Genomic DNA, 26,191 nt, shown 5'->3' with positions numbered 1-26,191 from the left:
TTCATGCAAGCATGCATTTTTGACAATCATTCTCATTGTCGCGGAGAGTGGATGGCATGGTGATCCGCTCCGCCCTCCGTACCGTCGCCCTCGCCGCCACCGGCCTGCTCGCACTGGCCGGCGCCGCCGCCTGTGCTGACGACGGCAGCGGCGCCGACCCCGACCGGGTCGACGTCGTCGCCGCCTTCTATCCCCTCCAGTTCGTCACCGAGCGGGTCGGTGGGGACGCCGTCCGGGTGACCAACCTGGCCAAGCCCGGCGCCGAGCCGCACGACCTGGAACTCAACCCCGGCCAGGTGGGCCAGGTCACCGACGCGGAACTGGTCGTCTACCTCGCCGGCTTCCAGCCGAGCGTGGACGAGGCGGTGCAGCAGCAGGCCGGCGACCGGGCCTTCGACGTCGCCACGGTGCAGCCGCTGCTGGCCGCGACCGCCGGCGGGCACGAGCACGAGGGCGAGGGGGAGCACGAGGGCGAGGGCGCGGACCACGCGGCCGAGGAGCCGGGTGCCGAGGAGGAGCACACGGAGGGGGCGAACGGCAAGGACCCGCACGTCTGGCTGGACCCGACCCGGCTGGCCGGGATCGCCGACAAGCTCGCCGAGCGGCTGGGCGCGGTCGACCCGGACCGGGCCGCCGACTACACCGCCCGGGCGAAGGCGCTCCGCACCGAACTGGAAGCTCTCGATTCCGAGTACGCCCAGGGCCTGAAGACCTGCCAACGGCGGGAACTGGTGACCAGCCACACCGCGTTCGCCTACCTCGCCGAGCGCTACCAACTGGAGCAGATCGGCATCTCCGGGCTGACCCCGGAGGACGAGCCGGCCCCGCAGCGGCTGGCCGAGGTGGCCGCCGAGGCCCGGGAGCACAAGACCACCACGATCTTCTTCGAGACCCTGGTCAGCCCGAAGGTCGCCGAGACGATCGCCCGGGAGGTCGGGGCGAAGACCGCCGTACTCGACCCGATCGAGGGCCTGCAACCCGGCAGTACCGGGGACTACCTTTCGGTCATGCGCAACAACCTCGGGGCCTTGAAGACCGCACTGGGATGCTCTTAACGCTTCCCCATGGCTGGAAGCCGGGGGATTTCTGACTCAGACCGCACGAGAGCACCGCCCCGGGAGGAGGTGATCGCATGTCTCACGTCGTCGGCACCAGCACGGCCACGTTCTGCCGTGGCGAGGATCGTCCTCGCGGCGTTCCGGTCTCGGCAGGCGGTGTGTCCGCAGGTGTCGCACCGGAAGACTCTGACACCCGGCCCGAGGCGGTGCTTGGCTCTCGTACCGCACTGCGAGCAGGTCATCGTGGTGTGGGCGGGCGGCACCAGCACCACCTTCCGGCCCGCCCGCATGCCACGCTCGACCAGTTCCCGCTTCGCCGCCCCGATCGCCGCATCAGCGGCCTGACGGGCCATCCGGGACTTCGCCAGGAATGTCGGTTGGAAGTCCTCGACGGCGATGGTGGCGTGGTTGTCGACGACCTTCTTCGCCCAGACACGGGCGTCGTGGGTGTTCTGCCGGGCCGCCTTCTTCGCGATCTTCGCCGCCTGCGGCTTGGCGCGCAGGTAGCCGTTCGACGGCGGGGCACCCTTCGATCGCCGGCGGCGGGCCATCCGGCGCTGGAGTTTGGCCAGTTCGGCGGAGCACCGTTTCCGGTGGCCGAGGTACGGCAGGTCGTAGGCAGCATCGGTCGTCGTCGCCACACCCCAGCCGACACCGATCGCCCCCTCAGCAACGGGCGCGGGCGCGGTCTCGCGGCGCACGACGAAGGAGGCGTACCAGTACCCGAGACAGTCCTGGTAGACCCGGACACTGCTCGGATCGGACGGCAGCTCACGGGACCAGACGACCGGAATGGTGACACCGCCGGGCAGCCGCAGCCGACGGTCCCGGATCGAGAACCCCCGCGTGGTGTATTCCAGGCTCGGCAGGGCGTCCTTACGCCGCTTCGGCCTCGGCCGACCCCGTCCCTTCACCCTGAAGGAGTGCTGAAGGGCGAGAGCGTAGGTACGCAGCGTCTGCTGCTGCGCGACCTGGGACCCGTCCCGCAACCACGACGAGCGGGCCCGCGCCTCGGTCAACAACTTCGACAACCTGCCGAAGGTCGGCCTACACCCGGACCGCTGCTGGTGGACGGCCTCGTTCCACAACCAGCGACAACGCCCCCACTCGGCCGACAGCGCCGCCTCCGCAGCCGCGCCGGGACGCAACCGGAAGGTGTACCGCACCGTCTCGCCCACACCCAGCAGCATCTCAGCCGCATCCGACACTTTCGCCACAGCAGAGGAGTCGACGCCATGCCGACAACCACCACCACGCCTGACCGCCCTCTCCTGCTCATGGCTGAAGCCAGGGGCTTCTCAGGCGGCTCTTGATGACAGAACCTGTCGTCACCGTGGAGCACGGGGTGGTCGCCTACGACGACCGCCCCGTGCTCCGCGGCGTTTCGCTGCGGATCGGCCCCGGCGAGGTGGTCGCCGTGCTCGGCGCCAACGGCTCCGGCAAGTCGACCCTGATCCGGTCGATCCTCGGCCTGGTGCCGCTGGCCGCCGGTGCGGTCACCCTGTTCGGCACCCCGCAGCGCCGGTTCCGGCAGTGGTCCCGGATCGGGTACGTGCCGCAGCGGATGGGCGCGGGCAGCGGCGTACCGGCCACCGTGGCCGAGGTGGTCGCCTCCGGCCGGCTGGCCCGGCGGGGCGTGTTCCGGCCGCCGGGGCGGGCCGACCGGGTGGCGGTGACCGAGGCGCTGGCGGCGGTCGGGCTCGCCGACCGGGCCGGCGACCCGGTGGCCACCCTCTCCGGCGGCCAGCAGCAGCGCACCCTGATCGCCCGGGCGCTGGCCGGCGGGCCGGAACTGCTGGTCCTCGACGAGCCGACCGCCGGGGTCGACTCGGCCAGCCAGGACGCCTTCGCCGAGGCGCTGCGCGGGTTCGTCGCCGGCGGCGGGACGGTGCTGCTGGTCGCGCACGAACTCGGGCCCCTGGCCGGGGTGATCACCCGGGCGGTGGTCGTACACGAGGGAACGATCGCGCACGACGGGGCGGTGCCGGAGCCGGCCGGGCACCACGCGGCGCCCGGACACGAGCACGTCCACCCGCACGCGCCGGAGGAGTCGACAGGGATGTGGGGCAGTCGGCCGTGAGCCTTTTCCAGTACGACTTCATGATCAGGGCCCTGGTCGGGGCACTGGTGATCGGGCTGACCGCCCCGGCGCTCGGCATCTATCTGGTGCAGCGCCGGATGTCGCTGATCGGCGACGGGGTCGGGCACGTCGCGCTGACCGGGGTCGGGGTCGGGCTGCTGCTCAACCAGTCCCCGGTGCTGACGGCGGTGATCGTGGCGGCGGTCGCCGCGGTCGCCATCGAACTGATCCGGGAACGCGGCCGGACATCCGGCGACGTCGCCCTGGCGATGCTCTTCTACGGCGGTATCGCCGGTGGCGTGCTGCTGGTCGGGCTTTCCGGCAGCCGGAGCAACGCCAACCTGATGGCGTACCTCTTCGGCTCGCTGACCACGACGTCGCCGCAGGATCTGGTGGTGATCGTGGCCCTCGCGGCGGTGGTCCTGGTGACCATGGTCGCACTGCGCCCGGCGCTCTTCGCGATCTGCCACGACGAGGAGTACGCCCGGGTCTCCGGGCTGCCGGTCCGGGCGCTGAACATACTGCTCGCGGTGACCACGGCGGTGACCGTGACCATCGCGATGCGGGCGGTCGGGCTGCTGCTGATCAGTGCCCTGATGGTGGTGCCGGTGGCCACCGCGCAGCTCTTCACCCGGGGCTTCCTCGGCACCATGCTCGCCGCGATGGGGCTGGGACTGCTGGCCTCCGGCTCCGGGGTGTGGCTGGCCGGCACCGCCAACACCGCGCTCGGAGCCACCATCGTGATCCTGGCGATCGGGCTGTTCCTGGTGGTGTCGGTGGGGGTGGCGGTACGCCGGGCGCTGGCCCGACGGCGCGCCGTACCCGGGCCGGAGCCACAGGTCGAGCCCTGCGACGTGGTACTCGACGCCGCCCGGCGGACCGCCCCGGACGCGACCCCACCGGTAGGGCCGGCGCCGGTTGACCTTGGAACCGCGCACCGAACGGCGGTACGCCGTTAACAACGGTTACCGTTACAGGGTGACGAGCACAAACGCCTACGAGGCCTATACGGGCGCCGGTGAGCTGCTACGAGCGCTCGCCGCACCGATCCGGCTCGCCATCGTCAGCGAACTCGCGCACGGCGAACGGTGCGTGCACGAGCTGGTGGAAACCCTCGGCGCACCGCAGCCGCTCGTCTCCCAACACCTGCGGGTGCTCCGGGGAGCCGGGGTGGTACGCGGCTCGCGACGCGGTCGGGAAATCGCCTATACCTTGGTCGATGAGCACATCGCGCATATCGTGGCGGACGCGGTGAGCCATTCGGGGGAAGCCACCTGACGGGGATGTCCGGGAGGCACCTGACACGACGCGAGGAGGGCGAGATGGCAGCGGCGGACAGCGGCGCGGCGGTACGCAACACCCGACAGCGCAGCGCGGTCAGCGCACTGCTCGGCGAGGTCGAGGGCTTCCACAGCGCCCAGGACCTGCACGCGATGCTGCGCAGCCGGGGCGAGCGGGTCGGGCTGACCACCGTCTACCGCACGCTGCAAGGGCTCGCCGACGCGGGCGAGATCGACGTGATGCGCCCGCCGGGCGGCGAGCACCTCTACCGGCGGTGCAGCGAGGGGCACCACCACCACCTGGTCTGCCGGGCCTGCGGCCGTACGGTCGAGGTGGAGGGGCCGGCCGTGGAGAGCTGGGCCGACCGGGTCGCCAACAAGCACGGGTTCAAAGACGTCAGCCACACCCTGGAGATCTTCGGCACCTGCCCGGAGTGCGCGGGTCGCTGACGTACGCCACTCTGACCGGCATGAAGTTCTATGCCGATCGGATTCCGACCGCCGCCCGTCAACTCCTCACCGATCTGCTCGTCGTCGCCTGGATCTATCTCTGGATCCGGGCCGCCATGTGGTTGCACGACCTGGTGCAGAAGCTCGCCGTACCCGGACAGAAGCTGGAGGGGGCCGGCGGTGGACTCGCCGACAACCTGGCCGACGCCGGTGGCAAGCTCGGCCGGGTGCCGGTGGTGGGTGACGAGCTGACCTCTCCGTTCGAGAAGGCCGCCGGGGCGGCCCGGGCGATGGCGGACGCCGGGCGTGACCAGCAGGAGTTGGTCGGGGAGTTGGCGTTGGCGTTGTCGCTGACCCTGCTGGTGTTTCCGCTCGGGGTGGTGCTGCTGGGCTGGCTGCCGCTGCGGGTCCGCTGGATGCGGCGGGCCGGTGCGGCCCGGGCGTTGCGGTCCGCGCCGGCCGGGCGGGACCTGTTGGCGTTGCGGGCGCTGGCCAACCAGCCGATCCGGCGACTGACCCGGATCGACCCGGACGTGGCGCAGGCGTGGCGCCGGGGTGACGCCGATGCGGTCGAGGCGCTGGCCGCGCTGGAGTTGCGGGCGCTCGGGCTGCGGACCGGTTCGGTACGCCGCTGACCCCGGTACGGCCGGTGGGCGGTCGGCCGGCAGCGGCAAATCACCTCCCGAACACGTGGAACTTCGGTCGCCTGCTGGGAAAATCCCGAGGGAAAACGTCCATCCGCACCCGTTTCGAAAGGATCGCGGCCAGCCAGGCGACGATTCCCCCGTCGAACGTGTCCCACTTCGGCCCACGGCCCTCGTTGAGGGCGATCGTCCACTTGTTCGGCTCGTTGGAGGGGCGCAGCACCCAGTACGCTGTGTCGCCGTTGTCCGACCTGGCGACCGCGAGCAGTTCGTCGTTCTCGTACGGGATGGCGTGGCCGCGCTCGCGCAGGTAATCCATTGCCCAGTTCGTCCGCTCTCGCTGGTGTTCCAGGTCAAGCACCTGCTGAGGGTAACCAGGCTGGAAGACCCGGAGGAAGTCATCGAACGAGCCCGGTCCGTAGGTCTCGACCAGCCACTTGTAGTCATCCGGCAAGCGCAGGCCCAGCCGATCCTCTACTCCGGGCCAGTCGACATCTGCCCCGGTTCGCCCCGTCTGCGCCGGTGCAACTCGCCGCAACTCATCGAACACCGTCATGAAAACCCCCACCCGGTCCTGGCCACCAATCCGGTCATTCGAACCCGAACACGCCGGCCGGGTTCGGAATTTCGGCGTTGAGCCTGAAGCCCTTGCTACCGACGGCCTCCAACTTGATCGCGATTGGTACGAGCTCGTCGCCATGGTAGACGGCGCTGGCTGTGTACTGAACCGTCTCACCCGCCTTGACCGCGTCGTAAACCTGCTGTTCGAGGTCTCGCATGATCGGGCTGTTGACCGGATCCTGGGTGATCGTGACCAAGTTCGACTTGCGGTATCCGGAGCCACCCAGCATCCGAGCGAGCAGATGACCGCGGGCGATGTTGTGCTCGTCTCCCGGGCTCGCCCAGCCCGGCGGCTTGATCCGCCGGGATGCCGCCGACCCCTTGTCCAGGATGCCCCCGTGGATCGAAGCGGACACACTGGTCGGTCGGCCCCGGCCGTCCAGGGCGCCATACCGGACGCTTCCACCATGGGCGTACTTGTCACCGCAGTTGTGGACGAGGACAGAGGTATTCCCAGTGGAGACGTAGTACGTGTGGACGTCGTCAACCGTGAGGTCGTAGGTCGTTTGTGCCGCGTGGAACTTCCGGAGCGCGCCGACCTGCACGTACGTACCGGCCGCCGTACGCAGCAGCTCACCGGGCCGCAGATCGGCCGCGTTGACCCAGCGCCCCTGATCGACGGACCAGAAGCGGTGGTGGTCGGTCGAGGTGATCTTCGTCCCACCCTCGTCCGCATCCAGAGTAAGTTCGACGTACTCCTTGTCGTTGTCGGTACGGATCGCATGCGTGACCTGGCGTGACTCGGTGCGGCCGGTTTCGGGGTCGGTGGCCAGCACGGCGTCACCGGGTTCGACGTCCTCGATCGGCTTGCTCGGGCCGTCCGCAAGCATCACCAGGGTTCCCGCGACGAAACTGTTGCGCTTGCAGGTGGTGCTTCGCTTGGTAGCCGCCTTCGCCTTGGCGGCCAGGGCCTTGGCTCGTTCTGCCGCTCGGGCCGCCGCCTCCCGGGCAGCCCGTTCGGCCGCTGCCTTCGCCGCGGCTGCCTTCGCCGCAGCCTCTCTGGCTGCCTTCGCCGCGGCCGCCTTCGCCGCCTCGGCCGCCCGTTCGGCGTTCCGGAGAATGGCCCGGGCCCAGTCGAGTTCCTTGAAGAAGGTGACGACGGCCTTGCCAGCCCGGAAGATCGCCTCGGCGATCTTCTTCGCCTTGAAGATCTTGCCCCAGGGCAGCGCCCCGATGATCATCGAGGCGCAGGCGCCCAGGTCGCCCTTGAGGCAGTTCAGGATGTCGTTGATCCCGAGGAACTCCATCAGGATCTGGCCGCCGGCCTCCAGCACCACGTCCAGCACGCTCTTGCTCTGGATCTGGTTCGCCCTGGCCACATCCTCCGGGTTCACCTGCGGGGTGTCGCCGGCCGGTGCCGGCTCCGGGGTCGCCCCCGTCGGATCGGTGTACGTCGTCGGGTTGTTCTCCGCGTACGTGTACGGCGACACCGCCGCCCCACCCATCGGCATCGGATCGATGGAGGTGAACCGCCCGGTACCCGGGTTGTAGTTGCGGGCCCGCAGGTAGTAGTTGCCGTTGCCGGTGGTCGAGTCCTGGTACGCCCCGGTGTACTGCAACGGATTCTCCGGCGCACCCGCCTGGGTCTCCGCCCCGTCGCCACTGACCCCCAGCGTCGGTCCGGCGCGCGGGTTGCCGAACGGGTCGTAGTCGTAGCCGGTCTCCGGGGTACCGGTCGGGGTGAGCATGTTCGCCACCCCGCCCAGCCAGTCGTGGGTGTACGGGTGCGCCCCGCTCGCCTGGTCCAGCAGCGCCAGCGGCTCGTCGTCCGGCCCGTACGTGAAGCCGCGCTTCTCCGTCGGCTGCCCGGCGGCATCCGTCACGGTGTCCAGGGCGATCTGCGGCAGGGTGCCGGCCACGTCCCAGGACCAGCGCTGGGTGGTCTGCTCCGGCTTGCCCGGGTCGGTGGTCGCGGTCAGCCGCAGCCCGTCGGCGCCGTACCCGAAGACCGCCTCCCGGCCGGCGACCTTCGCCTTGGCCAGCGTGTTGTCGAGGTGGTACTCGAACCGGTCGGTGCCGGCCCGGGTCTGGTTGCCGTCGACGTCGTAGCCGTACTCGGTGGTGGTGACGTGCCGGGGCTCCCGGACGACCTGCTTGGTGAGCTGGTTGGCGTCGTCGTAGGAGTAGCTGGTGGTGTCGTCGCCGGCCGTGCCGCTGCGCTTCTGGCTGAGCCGGTTGCCCATCAGGTCGTAGCGGTAGTCGATCCGCCCGGTCGGCCGGCTCTTGTGGTCGCAGGAGGTGGCGGCGTAGCAGGCCGAGGTGAGCCGGTCCGCCTTGTCGTAGGCGTACGCCACCGACTCGGAGACGCCGCCCCGGGTGGTGACCACCCGGCTCGGGTTGCCGACCTCGTCGAGAGTGAGCTGGAACGCGGAGACCGGATCCTGCGGCAGCGCCACCGGAGTGACCGGGTCCGACGGCTTCGACGCCTCCCCCGCGCCGTCCCGGTCATGCGCCGTGACGGTGAAGGTGTACGCCGTCCCGGCGTCCAATCCGTGCACCACCGCGCTGGTCGCGGTCGCGCCGACCGTCGTCGTCCTGCCACCCGGCGCGGCGGTCACGGTGTAGCCGGCGACGTCGTCGTCCCTCGGCGGCTTCCAGGAGACCACCGCCAGGCCGGCACCCGGCTGTGCGGTCACCCCGGTCGGCGGGTCGGGGCGGTCACCGAAGGCGAGCAGTCCGGCGTCCGGCAGCTCGACCTGCGGCGCCTCGGATGCCCGTTCGGTGCCGATGCCGGTCAGCCGGCCGGCATCGTCGTACTTTCGCCGCTCGATCAGCCCGGTCGCGGCCGGCAGCCAGGTGACCTCCCTCCGGCCGGCCTTGTCGTAGTCGAAGGTCCACTTCGCCGGGGTGGCGCCGATCGACCCGCCCTCGGCGGTCAGCGTCTTCATCTGGCTGTCCGCGTCGTACGTCGTGGAGATCTTCGTGCCGTCCGGGTACTCCCGCAGCTTGATGTTGCCGCGTACGTCGTACTCGTACCTGAACCGCTCCTCCAGGCCCGCCTCGACCCGGGTGACCAGCTCGATCTGGTCCTCGTCGTCGTACTTGACGGTCCGGTGGCCAGCCGGGTCGACGTACGAGGTGATCCGGTCCTTGGCGTCGTACTCCCAGCGGTATTCCGGGCCCTCGGTGCCGAGGTTGCGCTTCTCCCGCCGGTTGACGATGTCGTAGGTGTCGACGACGGTCCGCTTGGCCCGCTCGGCCGGCTTCAGCCGCTCGTGGTCCCAGCGGGTCAGCGTCGAGACGCGGTTGCCCTCGACGTCGTAGCCGTACTCGGTGACCCGGCCCAGCGGGTCGGTGGACTTGGTCAGCCGGCCACCGTCGTCGTACGACAGCCAGGTGCGCTTGCCGTTCGGGTCGCGTACCGAGGCGACCAGGCCGTCATCGAAGTAGTCGTAGACGGTGGCGTACCGGGTCGGGTCGTTCCGGTCGTACGCGGCGTCCGGCGTCCGCACGCTCCGGGGCAGGTTGTCGTCCCGGTAGGTGTAGTGCGTGGTGCGCTTCTTCGCGTCGGTGACCGAGGTCAGCCGGTTGTTCGCGTCGTAGGAGTAGCTGGTGACGTGGTCGAGCGGGTCGATGGTCCGCTTCGGGTTGCCGGCGAGGTCGTACTCGTAGTGGGTGGTGAACCGCTCCTTGTCGGCATCCGGCAGGTTGCCCCGGGGCTCGGTGGAGCTGGCCACCATCCCGTCGTCGTCGTAGACGAAGCTGGTGATGCCGCCGGTCGCCCGGATCGTCTCGGTCTTGTTGCCCGCCTCGTCGTACTTGTACTCGACGACGCCCTGCTCAGGATCCCGGATGTGGGTCTGCTGGCCGTTGTCGTCGTACTGCATCACGGTCTTGCGCTTCAGGTTGTCACTGACTTCTGCGACATTGCCGACGTTGTCCCGCTTGAAGGTCGACGTCTTGTTGTGCTCGTCCACCTTGGACGTGGTGCGGTCCAGCTCGTCCACGCCGATGTCGCGCTTGACGGTGATCCCGCCCGGGTACGGGCGCTCCATCCGCAGCGGGTTGTCGTTGGCGTCGTAGAAGTAGGTGGTGGTGAAGTCCGCCGGGTTGGCGCCGGGCAGGTTGCCACGCGGCGAGGTGACCTTGTGCAGCAACCCCTTGGCGTTGTAGGCGTACGTCGTCACCGGGTCCGGCTGGTCGTCCAGCTCCAGCCGGGCTGAGGCCCGCCGCCCCGCGTCGGTGTAGGTGTAGGACATCGTCCGGCGCGGGTCCTTGACGGTCTTGAGCAGCCCGTTGTCGAAGTACCTGTATTCGGTGCGGGCACCCATCGGGGTCGTCTGGGACTGCGTCCGGCCGAGGTCGTCATAGCTGGTCCGCCACGGGTTGTCCTTGCCCGGCTCGTGCACCTCGGTGGTCCGGTCCTGGGCGTCGAACTCGTAGCGGGTGGTGTAGTCGCGCCGGTCCGCGTGCGGCACGGTGCCGCGCGGGTCGGTGACGGCGATCTGCCGGCCGGTCCGGTCGTACTTGAACTCGACCCGGCGACCCATCGGCGAGACGACCGCCTTCGGCAGGCCGCTGTTCCGGTCGCCGGCCGGCAGGTACTCGTACCGGGTCACCTTCTTGCGCTGGTCGGTCCGGGCGATCAACAGCCCCCGCTCGTCGTACTCGTAGCTGATGCTGTTCTTCTTCGCGTCGGTGCTCTTGACCAGCTCGTCGAACTGGTTGTATTCGTCCTCCCAGACCTTGCCGTTGGCGTCGGTGTGCTTTCTCGGGTTGTTCCGGTCGTCGTACTCGGTCTCCTCGTGGAAGCCGAGCGACTGCGGCGCGTCCTGCCGGATCGGGTTGCCCCGGTCGTCGAACCTCGCCTCGTGCTGACTGTGCTTGCCGTTGACCACCAGGCCCCGGTTGAGCGCCTCGTCGTAGCGGTGGTGCACGGTGTCGCCGTTGCCGCGCTGGGTGTGGATCAGCACGTTGCCCCGGTAGCCGTCGTAGACCTGCACGCCGTCGGCGTCGGTGGTGATCGACTCGTTCACCCGCTCACCCGGCCGCCACTCGAAGGTGGTCGGCTTGCCGAGCGCGTCGAGCTGCCGGTTCACCCGGCTGTTCGCGTCGTACTCGGTGGTGACCTCGACAACCCTGTCCGGGTTGGTGACGGTGGTCAGCAGGCCGTTGGGGGCGTAGCCGTACTTCCAGAGCTTGCCCCGGGCGTCCAGGCGCGCGGTGAGCAGTTGGCCGGTGTAGAAGAACTTGACCTTCCGGTGGTCGGGCAGGCTGATCTCCCGGATCAGGCTGCCCTCCAGTGCCACCTTCGCCACCCGCCCGGAGGCGTCGGTGACGGTGATGGCGTTCTCGGCGTACGCCAGCCGCACGCCCATGCCGCGTGGGTTGAGGATGGAGGTCAGCCGCCCCTGCGCGTCGAAGCCGTACGCGAGGTTTCGCGGGGTGGTCAGCGTCCAACCGTCCCCGGCCTTACCCAGGTTGGACCGCACCCCGGGCGGCCGCCGGTAGCTCTCCCCGTCCAGCCGGTACGTCGCCTCGGCGCCGTCCTCGGCCCGGACGATCGCCCCACCCTCCGTCGCGCTCACCGTCATGCCGTACGACCAGGCCCAGCCGGCGCCGAACGGCCCGGTGCCGTTCGCCGACGAGTAGGTGCGGGAGGAGGCGAACGGCACCCCGAAGGACGCCATCGCCAGGTCCTGCTCGGCCTGGATGAAGGCGCCGGTCGCGGTGTTCACGCCGTTGGCCCGGATCGCCTGGCCGGCACTGGTCAGCGCGAGCGCGTTGCCGCAGCCGCAGCCGGCCGCCTGGCCGGGCGGGATCGCCGGCGGCTCGATGGTGCTCCGGGGCCGCGCCTCGGAGGGCTCGGAGACGATCTCGCGCCCGTCGTCCAGGATCGCCGTGACGGTGACCTGGTATGTCCGGCTCGCGTCCAGCAACCAGCCGTGCTCCCTGCCGAACGACCGGCAGTAGTCGCGCTGGCCGGAGCAGCTCGACCGGGCGATCTCGTCCCGGGAGAGCGTGGTCGAGGCCTGCTCGGTCTGCGTCTCCTTGTCGTAGGCGGTGACCCGCCAGGTCGACCAGGCGGGCGCATCGGCGTCGTCGACGTTGAAATACAGGCTCAGCGAGGTGTCGCCGAGCAGGTAGCCGGGCAGGACCAGCACGTCGGTGAAGACGCGGTCCTCGGCCGCGACCCGGGCACCGGTACGCCGGTCCCAGCCGGCCCGGGAGAGCGGCCGGGGCGCGCCGTCGGCAGTTACCTCCGGGGGGACCACGGGTGGACGCTTGTCCGGCGGGAAGGCGGTGTCCGGCCGTACGCCCTCCGGCATCGGCCGGTCGACCGGGCCCTGGCCGGACGGGGGTGCGGGGACCTGGGCCGCCTCCGCCCAACTGCCCCTGGCCGGCGGCGCCAGCGTGACGATCAGGGTCAGCGCGCAGGCGCCCACCAACCAACGGGTACGGCTGAGTACGGTACGACTGGACACGGTCGGGCCCTCCCCCGTGGACGGACATGTCTCGCAATGCCAGCGTTTCCGCAGCCGATAATAGAGGTCGATCAATTACTGCCGTCGGTCGACTTTGCGACAGAAACTCCCATCGGAGATCGATTTCTGAATACGCAGGAATTGTCGATCTCGATAACCGGCCGACAATTCCGATCGCCCGCTGCCGCCATTCGTCCACTTTCGACAGCGCAACCGCTGGCCAACACCGATCCGGGCGGTCACAATGTGCGGGCGGGCGACATGATCGTCCGCCGGTGCGGCCGGACGGCGCGCCGTCGAGGCCGCCAGTCAGGGATTTTCGTGTACGGAAAACAGCAATCGCCGGACGGCTTCCCGCGCCGACCGCTGGGCCGCACCGGGTTGCGCGTCACCCCGGTCTGCATCGGCGGCGGCCCGCTGGGCAGCATGCCGGGCCTCTTCGGGTACGACGTCAGCGCGGAACGCGGCACCGAGACCGCGCTCGCCGCGCTGACCGGCCCGTTCAACTTCCTGGACACCGCCGCCGGCTACAGCGACGGGGAGAGCGAGCGGCGGGTCGGTGCCGCGCTGCGCCGGATCGGCGGGGTGCCGGAGGGCTTCGTGCTGGCCACAAAGGTCGACCGGGATTTCACCACCGGCGACTTCTCAGGAGACCAGACGCGCCGCTCCGCCGAGGACAGCCTGGAACGACTCGGCCTGGACCGGCTGCCGCTGGTCTACCTGCACGACCCCGAGCACATCAGCTTCTCCGCCGGCATGGCGCCGGGCGGCCCGGTCGAGGTACTGCTCGAATTGCAGCGCGAGGGGGTGATCGAGCACCTCGGAGTGGCCGGCGGCCCGGTGGAGCTGATGGCGCAATACCTGCGTACCGGGCACTTCGCGGCGCTGATCACGCACAACCGCTGGACCCTGGTGGACCGCTCGGCCGGTGACCTGATCGACGAGGCGGTCTCGCTCGGCGTCGGCGTGGTCAACGCCGCCCCCTTCGGCAGCGGCATCCTGGCCAAGGGCCCGGCCCAGTTCACCAAGTACGCCTACCGGCAGGCCGACGCCGCGACGCTGGACCGGATCCGGGCGATGGAGGCGGCGTGCGCGGAGTACGGCGTACCGCTCGCGGCGGCGGCGCTCCAGTTCTCGCTGCGCGACCCCCGGATCACCTCCACCATCGTCGGAGTGTCCCGCCCGGAGCGGATCGCCGAGACCGCCCGACTCGCCGCCTGGCAGATCCCCGACGAGCTGTGGGAGACCCTCGCCCCGCTCACCGCGCCGAAGGAGTCCTGGCTGTACTGACGGGGCGGGTCGCCCGGGGTGGCCAGCGCCACCCCGGGCGCACACTCACGCGCCGTCCGGCTTCGGAATCCGGCGTCGCACGTCGTCGACCGTCGACGGGCCGGGTTGCCAGGGGGCGACCCAGGGCAGGTCGGCCGGCGGGGTGACCACACCCCCTTCCAGGAACGCGTACCGGCCGGCGAGGATTCGCTTCGCCGCCGCCGTGTCGACCGAGTCGGTGTTCTCCCAGAGCGCCCGGAACAGTGCCGCGATCCGCACCCGGGCCTGCCGGCAGAACAGGTCGGCCAGTTCCACGCCCTCGGGCCGGGTCTCCCGTTCGGCGTTCGCCCGTACGCAGACCGCCGACATCGCGAACAGTTCGGCCCCGATGTCCACGATCCGGCCGAGGAACCCCTGTTTGTGCTCCAGTTTCCCCTGCCAGCGGGACATCGCCAGGAACGTCGACCGGGCCAGTTTGCGGGACGACCGCTCGACGTACCGCAGGTGACCGGCAAGGGGGCCGTACTCGGCGTACCCGCCGGGGTTCTGGCCGCGACCGACCGCGAGGGTCGGCAGCCACCTGGCGTAGAACGCACCCGCCCTGGCCCCGGCCCGGACCTTCCGGCCCAGTTCGGCGTCGGGATCGATGATGTCGCCGGCCACCGAGAGGTGGGCGTCGACCGCTTCCCGGGCGATCAGCAGGTGCATGATCTCGGTCGACCCCTCGAAGATCCGGTTGATCCGCAGATCGCGGAGGATCTGCTCGACGGCGGCCGGGCGCTCGCCCCGGGCGGTCAGCGAATCGGCCGTCTCGTAGCCGCGCCCGCCCCGGATCTGCACCAGTTCGTCGGCGATCTTCCAGGCCATCTCGCTGGCGTAGAGCTTGACCAGGGCAGCCTCGATCCGGATGTCGTTCGTGTCGTCGTCGGCGAGCAGGCAGCAGAGGTCGAGCATCGTCTCCATGCCGTAGGTGGTGGCGGCGATGAAGGCGAGCTTGCTCGCCACCGCCTCGTGCCCGCCGACCGGCCGGCCCCACTGCACCCGCTCGGCGGCCCACTCCCGGGCAACGTTCAGCGACCACTTGCCGGCGCCGACGCACATCGCCGGCAGCGAGAGCCGGCCGGTGTTCAGAGTGGTCAGTGCGATCTTCAGGCCGCGTCCCTCGCCGCCGATGACGTTCTCGGCGGGTACGAAGACGTCGGAGAACCGGGTCAGGCTGTTCTCCAGGCCGCGCAGCCCGAGGAAGGCGTTGCGGCGTTCGACGGTGATCCCGGCCGAGTCCGCCTCGACGACGAACGCGGTGATCCCGCCGCGCCGCCCCTCGGCCTTCGGCACCCTGGCCATCACCACCAGCAGGCTCGCCACCGTCCCGTTGGTGGCCCACAGCTTGACGCCGTTGAGCCGGTAACCGGTGCCGTCGGAGGTCGGCTCGGCGGTGGTGGCCAGCCGGGCCGGGTCGGAGCCGACGTCCGGCTCGGTCAGCAGGAACGCCGACACCTCGCCGGCGGCCAGCCGGGGCAGGAAGCGCTGCTTCTGCTCGTCGGTGCCGAAGAGCTTGAGCGGCTGCGGCACCCCGATCGACTGGTGCGCCGAGAGCAGCGCGCCGATCGCCGGGCTGGCCGAGCCGGCCAGGGTCAACGCCCGGCAGTAGTGCAGGTTGCTCAGGCCGAGGCCGCCGTACTTCTGGTCGATCTTCATTCCGAAGGTGCCGAGCCGGGCGAGCCCGGCGAACACCTCGTCGGGGATCCGGGCGTCCCGATCGATCGCCGCACCGTCCACCTCGGACCGGACGTAGGTGTCGAGCCGGTCGAGGAACTCCTGTGCCTGGGCGGCACGTTCGGGATCGGGCTGCGGCCACGGGTCGATCAGGTCCAGCCGGAGCCGGCCGAGGAAGAGTTCCTTGCCGAAGCTCGGCTTGCCCCACTCCGTCTCCCGGGCGGCCTCGGCGACCTGCCGGGCCTCCCGCTCGGAGACCTGCCCGGCCTCCTTCGGCAGCGGCCCGACTCCGTCCGACCCGCCCGCCGCCGGCCTGTTCCGCTCTGTCGTGGTCACGGCAACCCCCTCGATCGAGTACGGCGGTGCGGAGGGTGACCACGCTCAGCGCGTTCCGTTGGAGCGGGCGACCTCCTGCACGTCCTGCGGCCGATTACACCGCCAACGCTACCCGGTTTAGTTACCCGTCGGTAGCACAAATTATGTGGATGCCGGCATCCGTACTGCCGCCGGGTAACCCGCCCCGCCGCCCGTCGGGGATGACCGTGCGGTGGTGAGACCGCATCCGCGCTGCCGCGGGCCAACCCGCCACCCGTCGGGATAACCGTGCGGTGGTGAGACTGTCGAGCTGCCCCGCTTGTGCACCCACGCCTCCGGCCGAGTTCGTCACCCGCACACCTACCCGGCTCGCCGTCTTCGCGGCCCAATTCCAGAGACCTCCGGATCTCGCCACAGGTGCTATCAGCAACCATCACTGTCCGGTCAGGAGCCACTACGGTGCGCCCAGGAATCAGCCAAGGTAGCTACCGGCGCTCGCGGAGTGGGGCGCCGGGGCGGCGAGGGGGATCATGGACGAACAGGATGGCCAGGACCGCAGCGACGATCAGCCCGCCGCGCGGCCGGTCGAGGCACCGCTGATCGAGTTCATCCGGGCACAACTCCGCCGGATTCGGGTCACCGCCGGCCTGTCCCAGGACCAGTTCGGCAGGCGGATCAACTTCTCCGGTTCCCTGGTGAGCGCGGTGGAGACCGGCACCCGCCCGCTGGACTTCCGCTACCTGGCCCTGGCGGACCGCGAACTCGACACCGGCGGCCTCTCCGTGGAGCTGCTTCGGGTTGCCACCAGGGACAACCAGCCGTTCGTGCTGGCCGCGCTGGAGGGGAACGGCTGGCTCGGCTATCTGGAACAACCTGCTCCGTGGTCAGATCGTCACGCTGCCGGACGAGATTGATAGCCTGCAAGAGGCGTGGGAATGCGTCCGCAGCGAGGCGTTGCCGCGCCAGCACTCCCTCGACCTGCTCAAGGAAGCGGCGAAGACATGGACCTGAGTAACGCCGAATGGCGCACCTCCACCCGCTCCTCCAACGGCGGCAACACCTGCGTCGAGGTGGCCGACAACCTCCCCGACGCCGTACACGTCCGGGACAGCAAGGACCGCCGGGGCCCCGTCATCACCTTCACCCCCGACGCCTGGCGCACCTTCGTCCACACCGTCAGCACCCACTGACCCGCGCGACGGCGCCGCACCCGCGCCGACCTGGACACCAGATGCGCTACGACCGTGCCGTAACGCCTCCGGTGTCCAGGTGACCACAGCGGACCGGACGGACGACGGGCACCGGCCGTCACCAACCGCCGGGCCGACAGCCGCCGCCGACGGCCGGGCCAGCGGCCTCCATAAGCCACAGCCAGCGGCTCCAACAGCCACGGATCACCGGCCTCCAACAGCCACGGGCCGGCGACCTCCAACAGCCACGGGCCGGCGGGATACCGGCGGCGAAGCGGGCGGCGCGCCGGGTGGGCGCACAAACGGGGCAGCTCGACAGTCTGCGCCACGGATAACTGCCACCCCAGCGCCACGCGTGTCTGCCACCAGCGCCACTGGCACCCTGCCGCCAGCGCCACAGGCACCCTGCCGCCAGCGCCACTGGCACCCTGCCGCCAGCCGAGCCGGCACTACACTCACCCGCCCCGATCAGCGACGACGCGGCGTCAGCCGACGGGCTGGGCGGCGCCGTTCCACACCGGCGGGGCGTAGCCAGCCGGCTTGTCGCCGATGCCGAGCCCGGGACTGACGATCCAGGACTGGTATTCCGGGGTGAACATCGGATACGGCCCGGCCAGCGGTGCCGCGCCGGCCTGGTCGAGCCGGTGGCGTGCCTCGGCCGGGATCTCGAAGTCGAGTGCGGCCAGGTTGCCGGCCAACTGCTCCGGGCTGCTCGCCCCGATGATCGCCGACCCGACGCCGGGTTGGGTGGCCACCCAGTTGATCGCCACCTGCGCCATGCTCCGACCCAGTTCGGCCGCCACGCCCGCCAGCACCTCGATGACCTGCCACTCCCGCTCGCCGATCGGCCGCTGGTGCCCGCCCGGCGCGCCGAGCCGACCCTCGCCGGCCACGCCGTCCCCGATACGCCGGTACTTGCCGGTGAGCAGCCCGCCGCCGATCGGGCTCCAGGCGGTGAGTCCCAGCCCCAGCGACTGGGCCATCGGCACGTACTCCGGCTCGATTTCCCGGGCGATCAGCGAGTACGGCAACTGGAGGCTGATCATCGGGTTCAGCGAGTGCGACTCGGCGAGGCTCTGTGCGCGGGCGGCGTACCAGGCGGGGACGTCGGAGAGGCCGGCGTACCGGATCTTGCCGGCGCGCACCAGGTCGTCGAAGGTACGCACGACCTCCTCGACCGGCGTGATCCGGTCCCAGGTGTGCAGCAGGTACAGATCGAGGTAGTCGGTGTCGAGCCGGCGCAGCGTCGCCTCCAGGGCCCGGACGATGTGCTTGCGGCCGTTGCCGCTGGCGTTCGGGTCGGCCGGGTCGACGGTGTTGGTGAACTTGCTGGTCAGCACGACCTTGTCCCGCACTCCGGCGGACCCGATCAACTTGCCGAGGATGCGCTCGCTCTCCCCCGCCGTATAGAAGTCCGCAGTGTCGACGAAGTTGCCGCCGGCCTCCAGATAGCCCCGGAGGATCGGCTCGGCCTCCGCCTCGGTCTTGCCGTACGCGGCGTGGAAGCCGGAGGTGCCGAAGTTCATCGTGCCCAGCGCCAGCCGGCTCACCCGCAGCCCGGACCGGCCGAGCAGGTAGTAGTCGTTCATGTGCACAACCCTGCGTGGAAAAAATTGGACCGGCAAGTCCAAAGAATGAGCGCTGGCTGCGGATATAGTGGACCAGACAGTCCAGAGGATCGGATGGACATGAATCGGACGTTAACTCAGAAAGGGACCCTCACCCGGCAACGCATCATCGAAGGGGCGGCGGCGGAGATCCGGGAGCATGGCGTCGCCGCGACCACGCTCGACGACGTACGGGCCCGGACCGGCACCAGCAAGAGCCAGCTCTTCCACTACTTCCCGGACGGCAAGGACGAGTTGCTGTTGGCCGTCGCCCGCTACGAGGCCGACCGGGTACTCACCGACCAGCAGCCGCAGCTCGGTGACCTCACCTCCTGGCCGGCGTGGCGGGCGTGGCGGGACCGGGTGGTGGTCCGCTATCTCGGCCAGGGGATGGACTGCCCGCTCAACGGCCTCGTCGCGCACCTCGGCCGCAGCACCCCCGGTGCCCGGGCCGTGGTCACCGAACTCCTCCGCGCCTGGCAGGCGGAGATCAGCGCGGGAATCCGGCACATGCAGGAGATCGGCGAGGTCGATCCCGGCCTCGACGCCGAACAGACGTCCGCCGCCCTGCTCGCCGGCATCCAGGGCGGTGTGCTGGTGATGCTGGCGACCGGCCGGATCACGCACCTGGAGGCCGCGCTCGACGTGGGCATCGGCAACCTCCGGTCGAGCCGGCGAGCCGACCCGGCCTGACACCGACGACCGGCCCGACCGTCCACATTGCCATCGTGTGATACCAGTAGACGGATACCGAACCCGGCGAACGATGGTGGTGAGGGCGGCATGACGTACCGGTCTGGAATCCGGCTCCGGCCGGCAGTGCTGGCAATGGTCGGCGTACTTCTCCTGGCGACCGGATGCTCCGGCGGTGACACCGACGACACCCCCGCACCCGCGACCACCTCGGCGGCCCCGGCGACCTCGGCGCCGACGTCGGGTGCGGCCACCACACCGGGCGGGAAGGCGGCGGCGCTGAAGTTCGGCCTGCCGAAGTACCCGGAGGCGCTGGTCGACGCGAACGGCCGGACGCTCTACACCTTCAGCGGTGACCGCCACGGCAACGTCACCTGCCTGGATGCCTGCGCGGAGGAGTGGCCACCGCTGCTCACCGTGGGCGAGCCCACGTTCGCCGACGACCCGTCGGAGCGGGGCGGTAGGCAGGGACTCGGCAACGGCACCTGGCAGGCGACGTACTCCTCCTGGCCGCTGTACTACTACTCCGGTGACACCGCACCGGGACAGGCGAACGGACTGGGCAAGCAGTCCTTCGGCGGCAAGTTCACCATCATCCTGCGCAACGGCAACCGGGTCGGTTAGCGAAACCCGCACAGCTCCGCGTCACGGCCGTCGCGGGGATCAGTGTGCCGGCGCACCGGTCGGCGGGATCGCACGCAGCTCGGTCAGCGCGTACTTCGCGGCATTCTCCACGGCCGCGATCCCCTTCTGCCGGGTCGAATGGTGGTCGGATAGTACGGCGATCAGCCAGTCCCGGCCCGGCTCGACGATTCGGCCGATGCTGTTCGCCAGCCACAGCCCGTTGTCGGCGTCGACCGTGGTCCAGCCGTTCTTGACGTAGCTGGCGGTGCTGGGCCGACCGGCGGCGGCGGTGATCCCCCAGTCCTGCTCCTTGTCCACCTGGGCCATCAGCCCGAGCAGGAAGTCCCGGCTGCCGTCGCTGAGCGGACCGGCCGGGTCGATTACCGCGGTCAGCAGCCGGAGCTGGTCGGCCGCCGTGGTCGTGGTCATCCCCCAACTCGAGTTGGGCGTGGTCTGGCGCAGTCCGAGAGTCCGGTTCGCGGCGGTCAGTCCGGACCGGTAGCCGATCGAGGCGTAGAGGCTGCTCGCCGCAGCGTTGTCGCTGACCACGATCATCGCGCGGGCCAGTTGCCGCTCGTTCGCGCTGAGCTTGCGCCCCTGGTCCTGGCGACGCAGCAGCAGCGCGGCCAGGATGTCGACCTTGACGATGCTGGCGGTCTGGTACCGCCGGGCGCCGGCGGTGACCGCCAGGCCGGTGCTCCGGTCCCGCACTGCCAGGGTGACCCGGCCGCCGACTCCGCGCAGGTACCGCTCGATCCGGGTACGGGCCAGCGCCGGGTGGTCCGGGGTCGGGCTGGGCGTCGGTCGGGCCGGGCTGGCCGCCGCCCCCGGCTGCGCGCCGGCATCCGGCGAACCCGCCCACCGGTACGCCAGCCCGGTGCCGGCCGCACCCGCGCCGAGCAGTGCGGCGGCGGTGGCGGCGAGCAGCTCCCGGCGCCTCGGCCCGCGCCGGCTAGTCAAGGAGGTCCGCCAACTTCTTCACCACCGCGTACGCGGTAGCCCGGTCCAGCGGACCCGGAACGTTCAGCGTCGAGAGCCGGTTGTCGCGGCGTACCACCACCAGCAGCGTGGACCGGGCGGGTGCTCCGGGAGAGTCGATCCGCCCCTGCACCACCAGCCCGTCGGCGGGTGGGAGCGAAATGTCGAGCGGCGTGAACGAGATGCTGGCGCCGTAGGCGTCGTACCGGGAGCAGGTCGTGACGACCCGGCGTACGTCGTCGAGGGCCCGCACCGCCCAGCCCGGCTCGTACGCCTCGACGACCTGCGTCGCAACCAGCTCGGACGGCTCGTGCCGGTAGCGGCGCTGCACGGCGCCGGTCCGGTGCCGCTGGGCGGGGTAGTCCCCCTCCCGATACGCCGGGCAGTCGGCCTGGAGCCACGGCCACGGCGGCTGCTCCGGCGGGTGCGGACTCTGCCGCCATCCCGTGCCCAACCCGCTGGGCTGGAGCAGGGCCAGGTCGAGTGTCACCGGTCGGTCCGCCGGACCGCTCGCAGTCAGTTGGGCCTCCTGGCCGACCGGGGGCCGGCGTGCCGGATCGGCACCGCAGCCGGCGGTGAGGCCGGCGACCGCCAGCACGACCAGCAGGACGGCTGTCGCGGCCAGCGGCTCCCGCCCGCCCGGACCGCTCCGGATCCGTGGCACGGTCGGCCTGTCGACCGCCGGTAGCGACCTTGCTCGGGCTTCCACGCCCCTTAACGACGGCCACCGCCCCCGGGACGTTGCATGGACCGCCGGTCGGCCCGGTGCCGGACTCCCCCGCACCGAGCCGGCCGACGGTCCGTCCGGCTATCCGGTGGCGGCCCGTAGCTCCCGCTCCGGATCGACCTCCGGCTCGGCCGGCGCCACCGGCGTACGCGCCGGGCTGGCCACCGGCTTGGGCTTGCCGACCAGGTACCCCTGGGCGAAGTCCACCCCGTAGTCGCGGAGCAGATTCATGGTGGCCTCGTCCTCCACGTGCTCGGCAGCGGTCCGGATCCCCAACGCGCGGCACATCTCGACGATCGACCGCACGATGCCCCGGTTCGCCACCGAGTGCTCGATGCCGGCGATGAACTCGCCACCCACCTTCACCAGGTCCACCGGGAAGTAGGTGAGGAAGGCGAACGGAACGTGCCCGGACCCGAAGTCGTCGAGGGCGAGCTGACAGCCGAGCTGGCGGATCCCGTACGCGAAGTTGTGCGCCTCGGTCAGGTTACCGATCCGCGCCGTCTCGGTGATCTCGAAGGTGATCTGGCCGGGATCGACGTCGTACTGCTGGAGCCGCTGCTGCACCCGCTCCAGCAGGTGCGGGTCGCCGAGCGAACGCCCGGAGAGGTTCACCTGGTAGTGCGAGGTACGCGGGCCGCGGGCGATCAGCTCGATGGTCCGGTCGATCACCCACCGGTCGATCGGCAGGATCTCGTCCAGCCGCTCCGCATCGCCGAGCAGGGTCGAGGCGGAGTACGCCTGCCCGCCGTCGTTGACCACCCGGAGCAGGATCTCCTGCCGGGTGATCTGGTTGAGCCGCAGGTCGAGGATCGGCTGGGTGTAGAGGGTGAACCGGTTCTCCGCCACCGTGGCCCGGACCCGGCTACGGCACAGCTCCCGGCGCTCGTCCTCGGCCGCCGGCTGGTCCAGGGCGACCCGGGCGACGCCGGTGGCCCGGGCCCGGCGCCAAGCCGTCTCCGCGTCCACGATCAGGTCGACGCCGCGGCTGCCGTCCCGCCCCTGGTAGCGGACCAGGCCGCCCCAGGCGTCGACCAGTCGGGTCCGGCCCAGCACGAAGGACTGGGACCGGATGCCGTCGATGATGGCCTCGGCGAGCGCGGTGGCCGAACTCAGCGTGGTCCGCTGCATCAGTACCCCGAACTCGTTCGGACCGGTCAGCCCGCAGACGTCGGAGCGGCGGGCGACCCGGCGGACGACCTGGGCGACCGCCGCCGCCAGCCGCTCCTGCTCGTCGGCACCGCCGGGCTCGCCCTCGACGCCGGGGTCCGGGGCGACCGCCGGGCCGACCGGCTCGACGGCCACCACCAGCAGCACACCCGGCCCGCCCCGCTGGGCGGTGTCGATTTCGTCGGCGAACCTGGCCCGGTGGAAGAGCCCGGTGACCGGGTCCCGGCCGGCCAGTTCCGCCTGCACCGTCTCGCGTCGGCGGGCCAGTCGGGCCTGCTCCTGGCGGGCGAGTTCGAGTTCGGTGATGTCCCGGGCGGTGGCGATGATGCCGTACGGCCGGTTCTCCCCGTCGACGACGTATTCCAGGTGGCAGTGCACGTACCGGGTGACCCGGTCCGGACGGATCACCCGGCAGGTCGTCTCCCGGACGGTCCGGTCCCGCCACACCGACTCGACCACCCGGCGCACCTCGTCGACGTCGTCGGGGTGGACCAACCGGGCCAGCGCCGCGACCGAGTGCCGGAGGGTGCCGGGCGGGTGGCCGAGGATCAGGGCCATCTCGTCCGACCAGGTCAGCTCTCCGCTGGCCCGGATCCAGGTCACGGTGCCGAGCTTGGCCAACTGGGCCGCCCGGGTGATCCGGGCCGCCTCGTCGGTGTCGGCGGTCAGCGGGTCGCGTACCTCGATGTCGCCGGTCAGGTCGCGGCCCTCGGAGAGCGCCCGCTGGTATTCCTGCTGCACCCGACGGGTGGCCCGGCGTGCCCGGGCCCGTTCCAGCTCGCTGTACGTCCGGTCCGAGGCCAAGGACAGGATGTCGTCCAGGTTCATCCCCGGTCCCTCCCGGACGGCGTCTCGAAGCCCGCCTGCTGGGCGAGTTCCTTCAACCGGCCCCGAGCCTCCTGCCGGTATGTCCGCACCGTGTTGTACGCGATGCCGAGGATGGCCGCGATCTCGTGGTCGGACCAGCCGTCCAGCGCCAGTACGAAGACCTCGGCCTGGCGGGGCGGCAGCCTCGGCAACCAGCCACGCAGCAGTTCCCGGGCCTCCGCCGGGTCGGCCGGTTCGGCGAGCCGCTCCGGCGGTACCTCCTCCAGACTGACCGTCACGTCCTGCCGGCGGCGCCGTTGCAGCACCAGCAGCTTGTACCGGGCGGTCTTGTACATCCAGGCCAGCGGCTTCTCGTAGTCCCGGATCTGCTCCCACTTGTCCCGGGCGGTGATGAACGCCTCCTGTACGGCGTCCTCGACCAGCCCCCGGTCCGCGCACTGGGCGAGCAGGAAGCGCTCGACCAGCACGAAGTTCCGCTGGCAGAACGCCTCGAAGCTCACCTCGGACTCGGCCTGACCCCGGTCCCCCAACCGGGCGGCCGACTCGGCCCGCACCACCGCGTTGTCCCCGCGCCTCATGCCGGCACTCCGCTTCGCTCGCTCATGCCGCCTCGCCCCCGTCTGTTCGACGCAGACCCCGCAGCTCCACGACCCGGTGCCCGTCGCGGTCCCGCTCGTCGATCCGTACGTCGGTGGAGCCGCCACCGGCCAGCCGGATCAGGCCCATGGTGCGGGCCCGGGTCCGCGCCGACCACTCCCGCTCCGCCTGTACCTGGCCGCGGTGCCGCAGAAAGCCCCGAACCAGCAGCCCCAACCCCCCGACCAGGCCCACCAGCACTGCCACCGAGCTCCCGGTCGACAGTCCCCCCAGAACCTCGCTCATCCTCGCCTCTCGCGGTCCGTAGTTGTCGTTCCGGGTATAACTCTCCGTCAAGGGCCTCGGTGTAGGGGGCGACCCGCCCGGACGAAGATGCCGATGATCAAAAAAGTGGCGACTAGCTGGTGCGTTTCCTCCGATCGGCCACAGTAGACGGGCCGATCGAATGATCATAGATACTGTCCAGTATGGATTACGCAAAGCGACATTCGACGGCCTGGCGGGATGTGTTCAGTCGACCGCGTCGGGGCGGGCGGCGACCGGCTCCTCGTCGTCCTCGTCGGCCTCGCCCCAGTTGCGGCGCAGGGACGGCAGCACGGCCCAGAAGGTCAGGAACCAGAGCCCGGTCAGCCCGCTGAGGACGAACGCCACCGCTCGGGGCAGCAGGAAGTCGGTGATCAGCAGCACCGAGCTGACCATCGAGACCAGCATGAAGGCCAGCCCGCCGGTCGCCATGCCGTGCGCGAAGCGGACCAGTTCCGGCTTGCGCCCCTGTCGAAAGAGCGCCCGGTGGAAGGCGACCGGCGAGATGATCAACGCGGTGGCGGCCGCCGCCGACAGCAGCGCGACGACGTAGGTGTCCTTCTGGAACGTGGTGGCTCGCGGGAAACCGCTGCTGAAGGGCAGGGTGAGCAGGAAGGCGAACAGGATCTGCACCCCGGTCTGCGCCACCCGCAGTTCCTGCAACAGGTCGGCGAAGTTGCGCTGCCAACGCTGCTTCTCCGTCTCGACGGCCACCTGGGCCACCTCCCGCTCCGGTCGAAGTTCGCAGCAGTGTGCCCGAACCGGCCGTAGGTGAAACGCAAGGAAGCCTCGACAGCGGACGCGGCGGCGGTACCGACGGCAAACCGGACGGCGCCGGAGATCTGAGGTACCCGGGGTCAGCCGCCCCGGCGGATCCGGCCGGCGTACCGGGCTTCGAGGGTGTTGTTGTGCTCGTCGCTGTCCGGAATGTTCGCCGAGAGGTAGACCGGGGCCGTCTCCCCCGCCTCGACCAGCCGACGGACCACCTCCACCACGACCTGCTGGGCGAGGAGTGCGGCGGTGATCGACGACACCGCGCCGACCGCACCGCCACCGGGCAGCGGCAGCGTCGCGTCGCCGTACGGGGCGCCGTTGTCGAGCACCACGTCGGCGAGATCACTCAACTTGCGTCCGGAGGGATGCCGGGACGCAACCCGGGCCGAGTGCTGATGCGAGGTGATCGCGATCAGCCCGTGGCCGTGCTCCTTCACCAGCGACGCGAACTCGACGACGGTGCCGTTCACCCCGGAGTTCGAGGCGATCACGAAGACGTCCCGGGGGTCGATCGGGGTCAGCTCGTAGAGCCGGCGGGCCACGGTCGGGTCCCGTTCCAGGGTGGGGCCGAGGATGTCGACCGGCTCGCCACCGCGCAACACCAGGTCGCGCAGCGCGATCCGGTTCGTCGGGACCAGTCCGCCGGCCCGGCCGGCGATCTCCATGGCCAGCGCCTCGGAGTGGCCGGTGCCGAACGCCTGCACCACGCCACCCGCCCGGAGCGCGTCGGTGACCAGGTCGGCCGCCCGGCGTACGCCGTTCCGGGCGGCGTACGCCACCCGGCCGATCGTCTCGGTGACCACGTCGAGATAGCCCTCGGGGCTGAGTGTCACGCCGGAACG

The 26,191-nt window shown here is 70.8% G+C and carries 22 protein-coding genes and 1 pseudogene; 11 read left to right on the top strand and 12 right to left on the bottom strand.

Translation table 11 applies throughout. The features are described 5' to 3' along the window. Positions 1-56 precede the first annotated feature (56 nt). The gene (locus R6Y94_RS26770) at positions 57-1,055 is read left to right on the top strand and encodes a metal ABC transporter substrate-binding protein (RefSeq protein WP_318398624.1); all 999 of its coding nucleotides are present in this window, start codon (positions 57-59) and stop codon (positions 1,053-1,055) included. On the opposite strand, the gene R6Y94_RS26765 is transcribed toward R6Y94_RS26770, so the two are convergent. Further along, positions 1,052-2,248 carry a transposase gene (locus tag R6Y94_RS26765; protein ID WP_318398623.1) on the bottom strand — a complete coding sequence of 399 codons (1,197 nt, stop codon included), beginning with the start codon at positions 2,246-2,248 and terminating at the stop codon, positions 1,052-1,054. The genes R6Y94_RS26770 and R6Y94_RS26765 overlap by 4 nt on opposite strands. Before the next feature lie 122 nt (positions 2,249-2,370). On the opposite strand from R6Y94_RS26765, the gene R6Y94_RS26760 reads away from it, so the two are divergent. From R6Y94_RS26760 to R6Y94_RS26740, 5 genes and pseudogenes are all read left to right on the top strand, one after another. Further along, the gene (locus tag R6Y94_RS26760) at positions 2,371-3,138 is read left to right on the top strand and encodes a metal ABC transporter ATP-binding protein (protein WP_318398622.1); all 768 of its coding nucleotides are present in this window, start codon (positions 2,371-2,373) and stop codon (positions 3,136-3,138) included. Next, positions 3,135-4,001: pseudogene (locus R6Y94_RS26755) on the top strand (metal ABC transporter permease); the annotation flags it as partial. The gene R6Y94_RS26760 and the pseudogene R6Y94_RS26755, both read left to right, overlap by 4 nt. 115 nt (positions 4,002-4,116) lie before the next feature. Continuing rightward, the gene (locus R6Y94_RS26750; RefSeq protein ID WP_318398621.1) at positions 4,117-4,416 is read left to right on the top strand and encodes a metalloregulator ArsR/SmtB family transcription factor; all 300 of its coding nucleotides are present in this window, start codon (positions 4,117-4,119) and stop codon (positions 4,414-4,416) included. 44 nt (positions 4,417-4,460) lie between these two features. Then, the gene (locus tag R6Y94_RS26745) at positions 4,461-4,868 is read left to right on the top strand and encodes a Fur family transcriptional regulator (RefSeq protein ID WP_318398620.1); all 408 of its coding nucleotides are present in this window, start codon (positions 4,461-4,463) and stop codon (positions 4,866-4,868) included. 20 nt (positions 4,869-4,888) lie between these two features. Beyond that, positions 4,889-5,503 (top strand): hypothetical protein, encoded by a 615-nt coding sequence (locus tag R6Y94_RS26740; protein WP_318398619.1) that lies wholly within the window; start codon positions 4,889-4,891, stop codon positions 5,501-5,503. Positions 5,504-5,543: 40 nt separating this feature from the next. On the opposite strand, the gene R6Y94_RS26735 is transcribed toward R6Y94_RS26740, so the two are convergent. Beyond that, complete coding sequence (locus R6Y94_RS26735) at positions 5,544-6,068, bottom strand: SMI1/KNR4 family protein (protein WP_318398618.1); 525 nt, start codon at positions 6,066-6,068, stop codon at positions 5,544-5,546. Positions 6,069-6,102: 34 nt separating this feature from the next. Continuing rightward, positions 6,103-12,558: a DNA/RNA non-specific endonuclease gene (locus R6Y94_RS26730; RefSeq protein WP_318398617.1), complete on the bottom strand. Its 6,456-nt coding sequence runs from the start codon at positions 12,556-12,558 to the stop codon at positions 6,103-6,105. 321 nt (positions 12,559-12,879) lie between these two features. On the opposite strand from R6Y94_RS26730, the gene R6Y94_RS26725 reads away from it, so the two are divergent. After that, positions 12,880-13,848, top strand: coding sequence for an aldo/keto reductase (locus R6Y94_RS26725; protein WP_318398616.1), 969 nt, complete (start codon positions 12,880-12,882; stop codon positions 13,846-13,848). A 45-nt stretch (positions 13,849-13,893) separates the two neighbouring features. Here the strand turns inward: R6Y94_RS26725 and R6Y94_RS26720 are convergent, their stop codons facing one another. Continuing rightward, the gene (locus tag R6Y94_RS26720; RefSeq protein WP_318398615.1) at positions 13,894-15,879 is read right to left on the bottom strand and encodes an acyl-CoA dehydrogenase family protein; all 1,986 of its coding nucleotides are present in this window, start codon (positions 15,877-15,879) and stop codon (positions 13,894-13,896) included. 509 nt (positions 15,880-16,388) lie between these two features. On the opposite strand from R6Y94_RS26720, the gene R6Y94_RS26715 reads away from it, so the two are divergent. Further along, on the top strand, positions 16,389-16,772 hold the full coding sequence (locus R6Y94_RS26715) for a helix-turn-helix transcriptional regulator (RefSeq protein WP_318398614.1): 384 nt from the start codon (positions 16,389-16,391) through the stop codon (positions 16,770-16,772). A gap of 87 nt (positions 16,773-16,859) precedes the next feature. Next, on the top strand, positions 16,860-17,048 hold the full coding sequence (locus tag R6Y94_RS26710; protein WP_318398613.1) for a DUF397 domain-containing protein: 189 nt from the start codon (positions 16,860-16,862) through the stop codon (positions 17,046-17,048). A 485-nt stretch (positions 17,049-17,533) separates the two neighbouring features. On the opposite strand, the gene R6Y94_RS26705 is transcribed toward R6Y94_RS26710, so the two are convergent. Next, positions 17,534-18,637, bottom strand: coding sequence for an aldo/keto reductase (locus R6Y94_RS26705; RefSeq protein WP_318398612.1), 1,104 nt, complete (start codon positions 18,635-18,637; stop codon positions 17,534-17,536). A gap of 99 nt (positions 18,638-18,736) precedes the next feature. Between R6Y94_RS26705 and R6Y94_RS26700 the strand changes: the two genes are divergently transcribed. Beyond that, the gene (locus R6Y94_RS26700; protein WP_318398611.1) at positions 18,737-19,348 is read left to right on the top strand and encodes a TetR/AcrR family transcriptional regulator; all 612 of its coding nucleotides are present in this window, start codon (positions 18,737-18,739) and stop codon (positions 19,346-19,348) included. 90 nt (positions 19,349-19,438) lie between these two features. Next, positions 19,439-19,972 carry a hypothetical protein gene (locus R6Y94_RS26695; RefSeq protein WP_318398610.1) on the top strand — a complete coding sequence of 178 codons (534 nt, stop codon included), beginning with the start codon at positions 19,439-19,441 and terminating at the stop codon, positions 19,970-19,972. A gap of 39 nt (positions 19,973-20,011) precedes the next feature. Here the strand turns inward: R6Y94_RS26695 and R6Y94_RS26690 are convergent, their stop codons facing one another. The 7 genes from R6Y94_RS26690 to R6Y94_RS26660 all read right to left on the bottom strand — a co-directional run bounded on the left by R6Y94_RS26690 (position 20,012) and on the right by R6Y94_RS26660 (position 26,182). After that, a complete protein-coding gene (locus R6Y94_RS26690; RefSeq protein WP_318398609.1) occupies positions 20,012-20,932 on the bottom strand; it encodes a serine hydrolase in 921 nt (306 codons plus the stop codon). After that, positions 20,925-21,614 carry a hypothetical protein gene (locus R6Y94_RS26685; protein ID WP_318398608.1) on the bottom strand — a complete coding sequence of 230 codons (690 nt, stop codon included), beginning with the start codon at positions 21,612-21,614 and terminating at the stop codon, positions 20,925-20,927. Before R6Y94_RS26685 ends, R6Y94_RS26690 begins: the two co-directional genes overlap by 8 nt. Before the next feature lie 144 nt (positions 21,615-21,758). Then, a complete protein-coding gene (locus R6Y94_RS26680) occupies positions 21,759-23,675 on the bottom strand; it encodes an EAL domain-containing protein (protein WP_318398607.1) in 1,917 nt (638 codons plus the stop codon). Next, the gene (locus R6Y94_RS26675) at positions 23,672-24,253 is read right to left on the bottom strand and encodes a sigma-70 family RNA polymerase sigma factor (RefSeq protein WP_318398606.1); all 582 of its coding nucleotides are present in this window, start codon (positions 24,251-24,253) and stop codon (positions 23,672-23,674) included. Before R6Y94_RS26675 ends, R6Y94_RS26680 begins: the two co-directional genes overlap by 4 nt. 22 nt (positions 24,254-24,275) lie before the next feature. Further along, a complete protein-coding gene (locus R6Y94_RS26670) occupies positions 24,276-24,557 on the bottom strand; it encodes a hypothetical protein (RefSeq protein ID WP_318398605.1) in 282 nt (93 codons plus the stop codon). Between the two features lie 225 nt (positions 24,558-24,782). Then, positions 24,783-25,289 (bottom strand): DUF6328 family protein, encoded by a 507-nt coding sequence (locus R6Y94_RS26665; protein WP_318398604.1) that lies wholly within the window; start codon positions 25,287-25,289, stop codon positions 24,783-24,785. 143 nt (positions 25,290-25,432) lie between these two features. Beyond that, positions 25,433-26,182: an SIS domain-containing protein gene (locus tag R6Y94_RS26660; protein WP_318398708.1), complete on the bottom strand. Its 750-nt coding sequence runs from the start codon at positions 26,180-26,182 to the stop codon at positions 25,433-25,435. Between the last annotated feature and the right edge of the window lie 9 nt (positions 26,183-26,191).

Source organism: Plantactinospora sp. KLBMP9567, assembly GCF_033446045.1.
GTDB lineage: Bacteria > Actinomycetota > Actinomycetes > Mycobacteriales > Micromonosporaceae > Plantactinospora.
The sequence above is the reverse complement of the archived record's forward strand: the minus strand, read 5'-3'. Positions and strand labels throughout refer to the sequence as shown.

Excerpts from the sequence above, each read along its gene's own strand:
- R6Y94_RS26770 (WP_318398624.1), top strand. The coding sequence starts at position 57 with ATGGTGATCCGCTCCGCCCTCCGTACCGTCGCCCTCGCCGCCACCGGC.
- R6Y94_RS26765 (WP_318398623.1), bottom strand. The coding sequence starts at position 2,248 with ATGCTGCTGGGTGTGGGCGAGACGGTGCGGTACACCTTCCGGTTGCGT.
- R6Y94_RS26760 (WP_318398622.1), top strand. The coding sequence starts at position 2,371 with ATGACAGAACCTGTCGTCACCGTGGAGCACGGGGTGGTCGCCTACGAC.
- R6Y94_RS26745 (WP_318398620.1), top strand. The coding sequence starts at position 4,461 with ATGGCAGCGGCGGACAGCGGCGCGGCGGTACGCAACACCCGACAGCGC.
- R6Y94_RS26740 (WP_318398619.1), top strand. The coding sequence starts at position 4,889 with ATGAAGTTCTATGCCGATCGGATTCCGACCGCCGCCCGTCAACTCCTC.
- R6Y94_RS26735 (WP_318398618.1), bottom strand. The coding sequence starts at position 6,068 with ATGACGGTGTTCGATGAGTTGCGGCGAGTTGCACCGGCGCAGACGGGG.
- R6Y94_RS26715 (WP_318398614.1), top strand. The coding sequence starts at position 16,389 with ATGGACGAACAGGATGGCCAGGACCGCAGCGACGATCAGCCCGCCGCG.
- R6Y94_RS26710 (WP_318398613.1), top strand. The coding sequence starts at position 16,860 with ATGGACCTGAGTAACGCCGAATGGCGCACCTCCACCCGCTCCTCCAAC.
- R6Y94_RS26705 (WP_318398612.1), bottom strand. The coding sequence starts at position 18,637 with ATGAACGACTACTACCTGCTCGGCCGGTCCGGGCTGCGGGTGAGCCGG.
- R6Y94_RS26700 (WP_318398611.1), top strand. The coding sequence starts at position 18,737 with ATGAATCGGACGTTAACTCAGAAAGGGACCCTCACCCGGCAACGCATC.
- R6Y94_RS26695 (WP_318398610.1), top strand. The coding sequence starts at position 19,439 with ATGACGTACCGGTCTGGAATCCGGCTCCGGCCGGCAGTGCTGGCAATG.
- R6Y94_RS26680 (WP_318398607.1), bottom strand. The coding sequence starts at position 23,675 with ATGAACCTGGACGACATCCTGTCCTTGGCCTCGGACCGGACGTACAGC.
- R6Y94_RS26675 (WP_318398606.1), bottom strand. The coding sequence starts at position 24,253 with ATGAGGCGCGGGGACAACGCGGTGGTGCGGGCCGAGTCGGCCGCCCGG.
- R6Y94_RS26670 (WP_318398605.1), bottom strand. The coding sequence starts at position 24,557 with ATGAGCGAGGTTCTGGGGGGACTGTCGACCGGGAGCTCGGTGGCAGTG.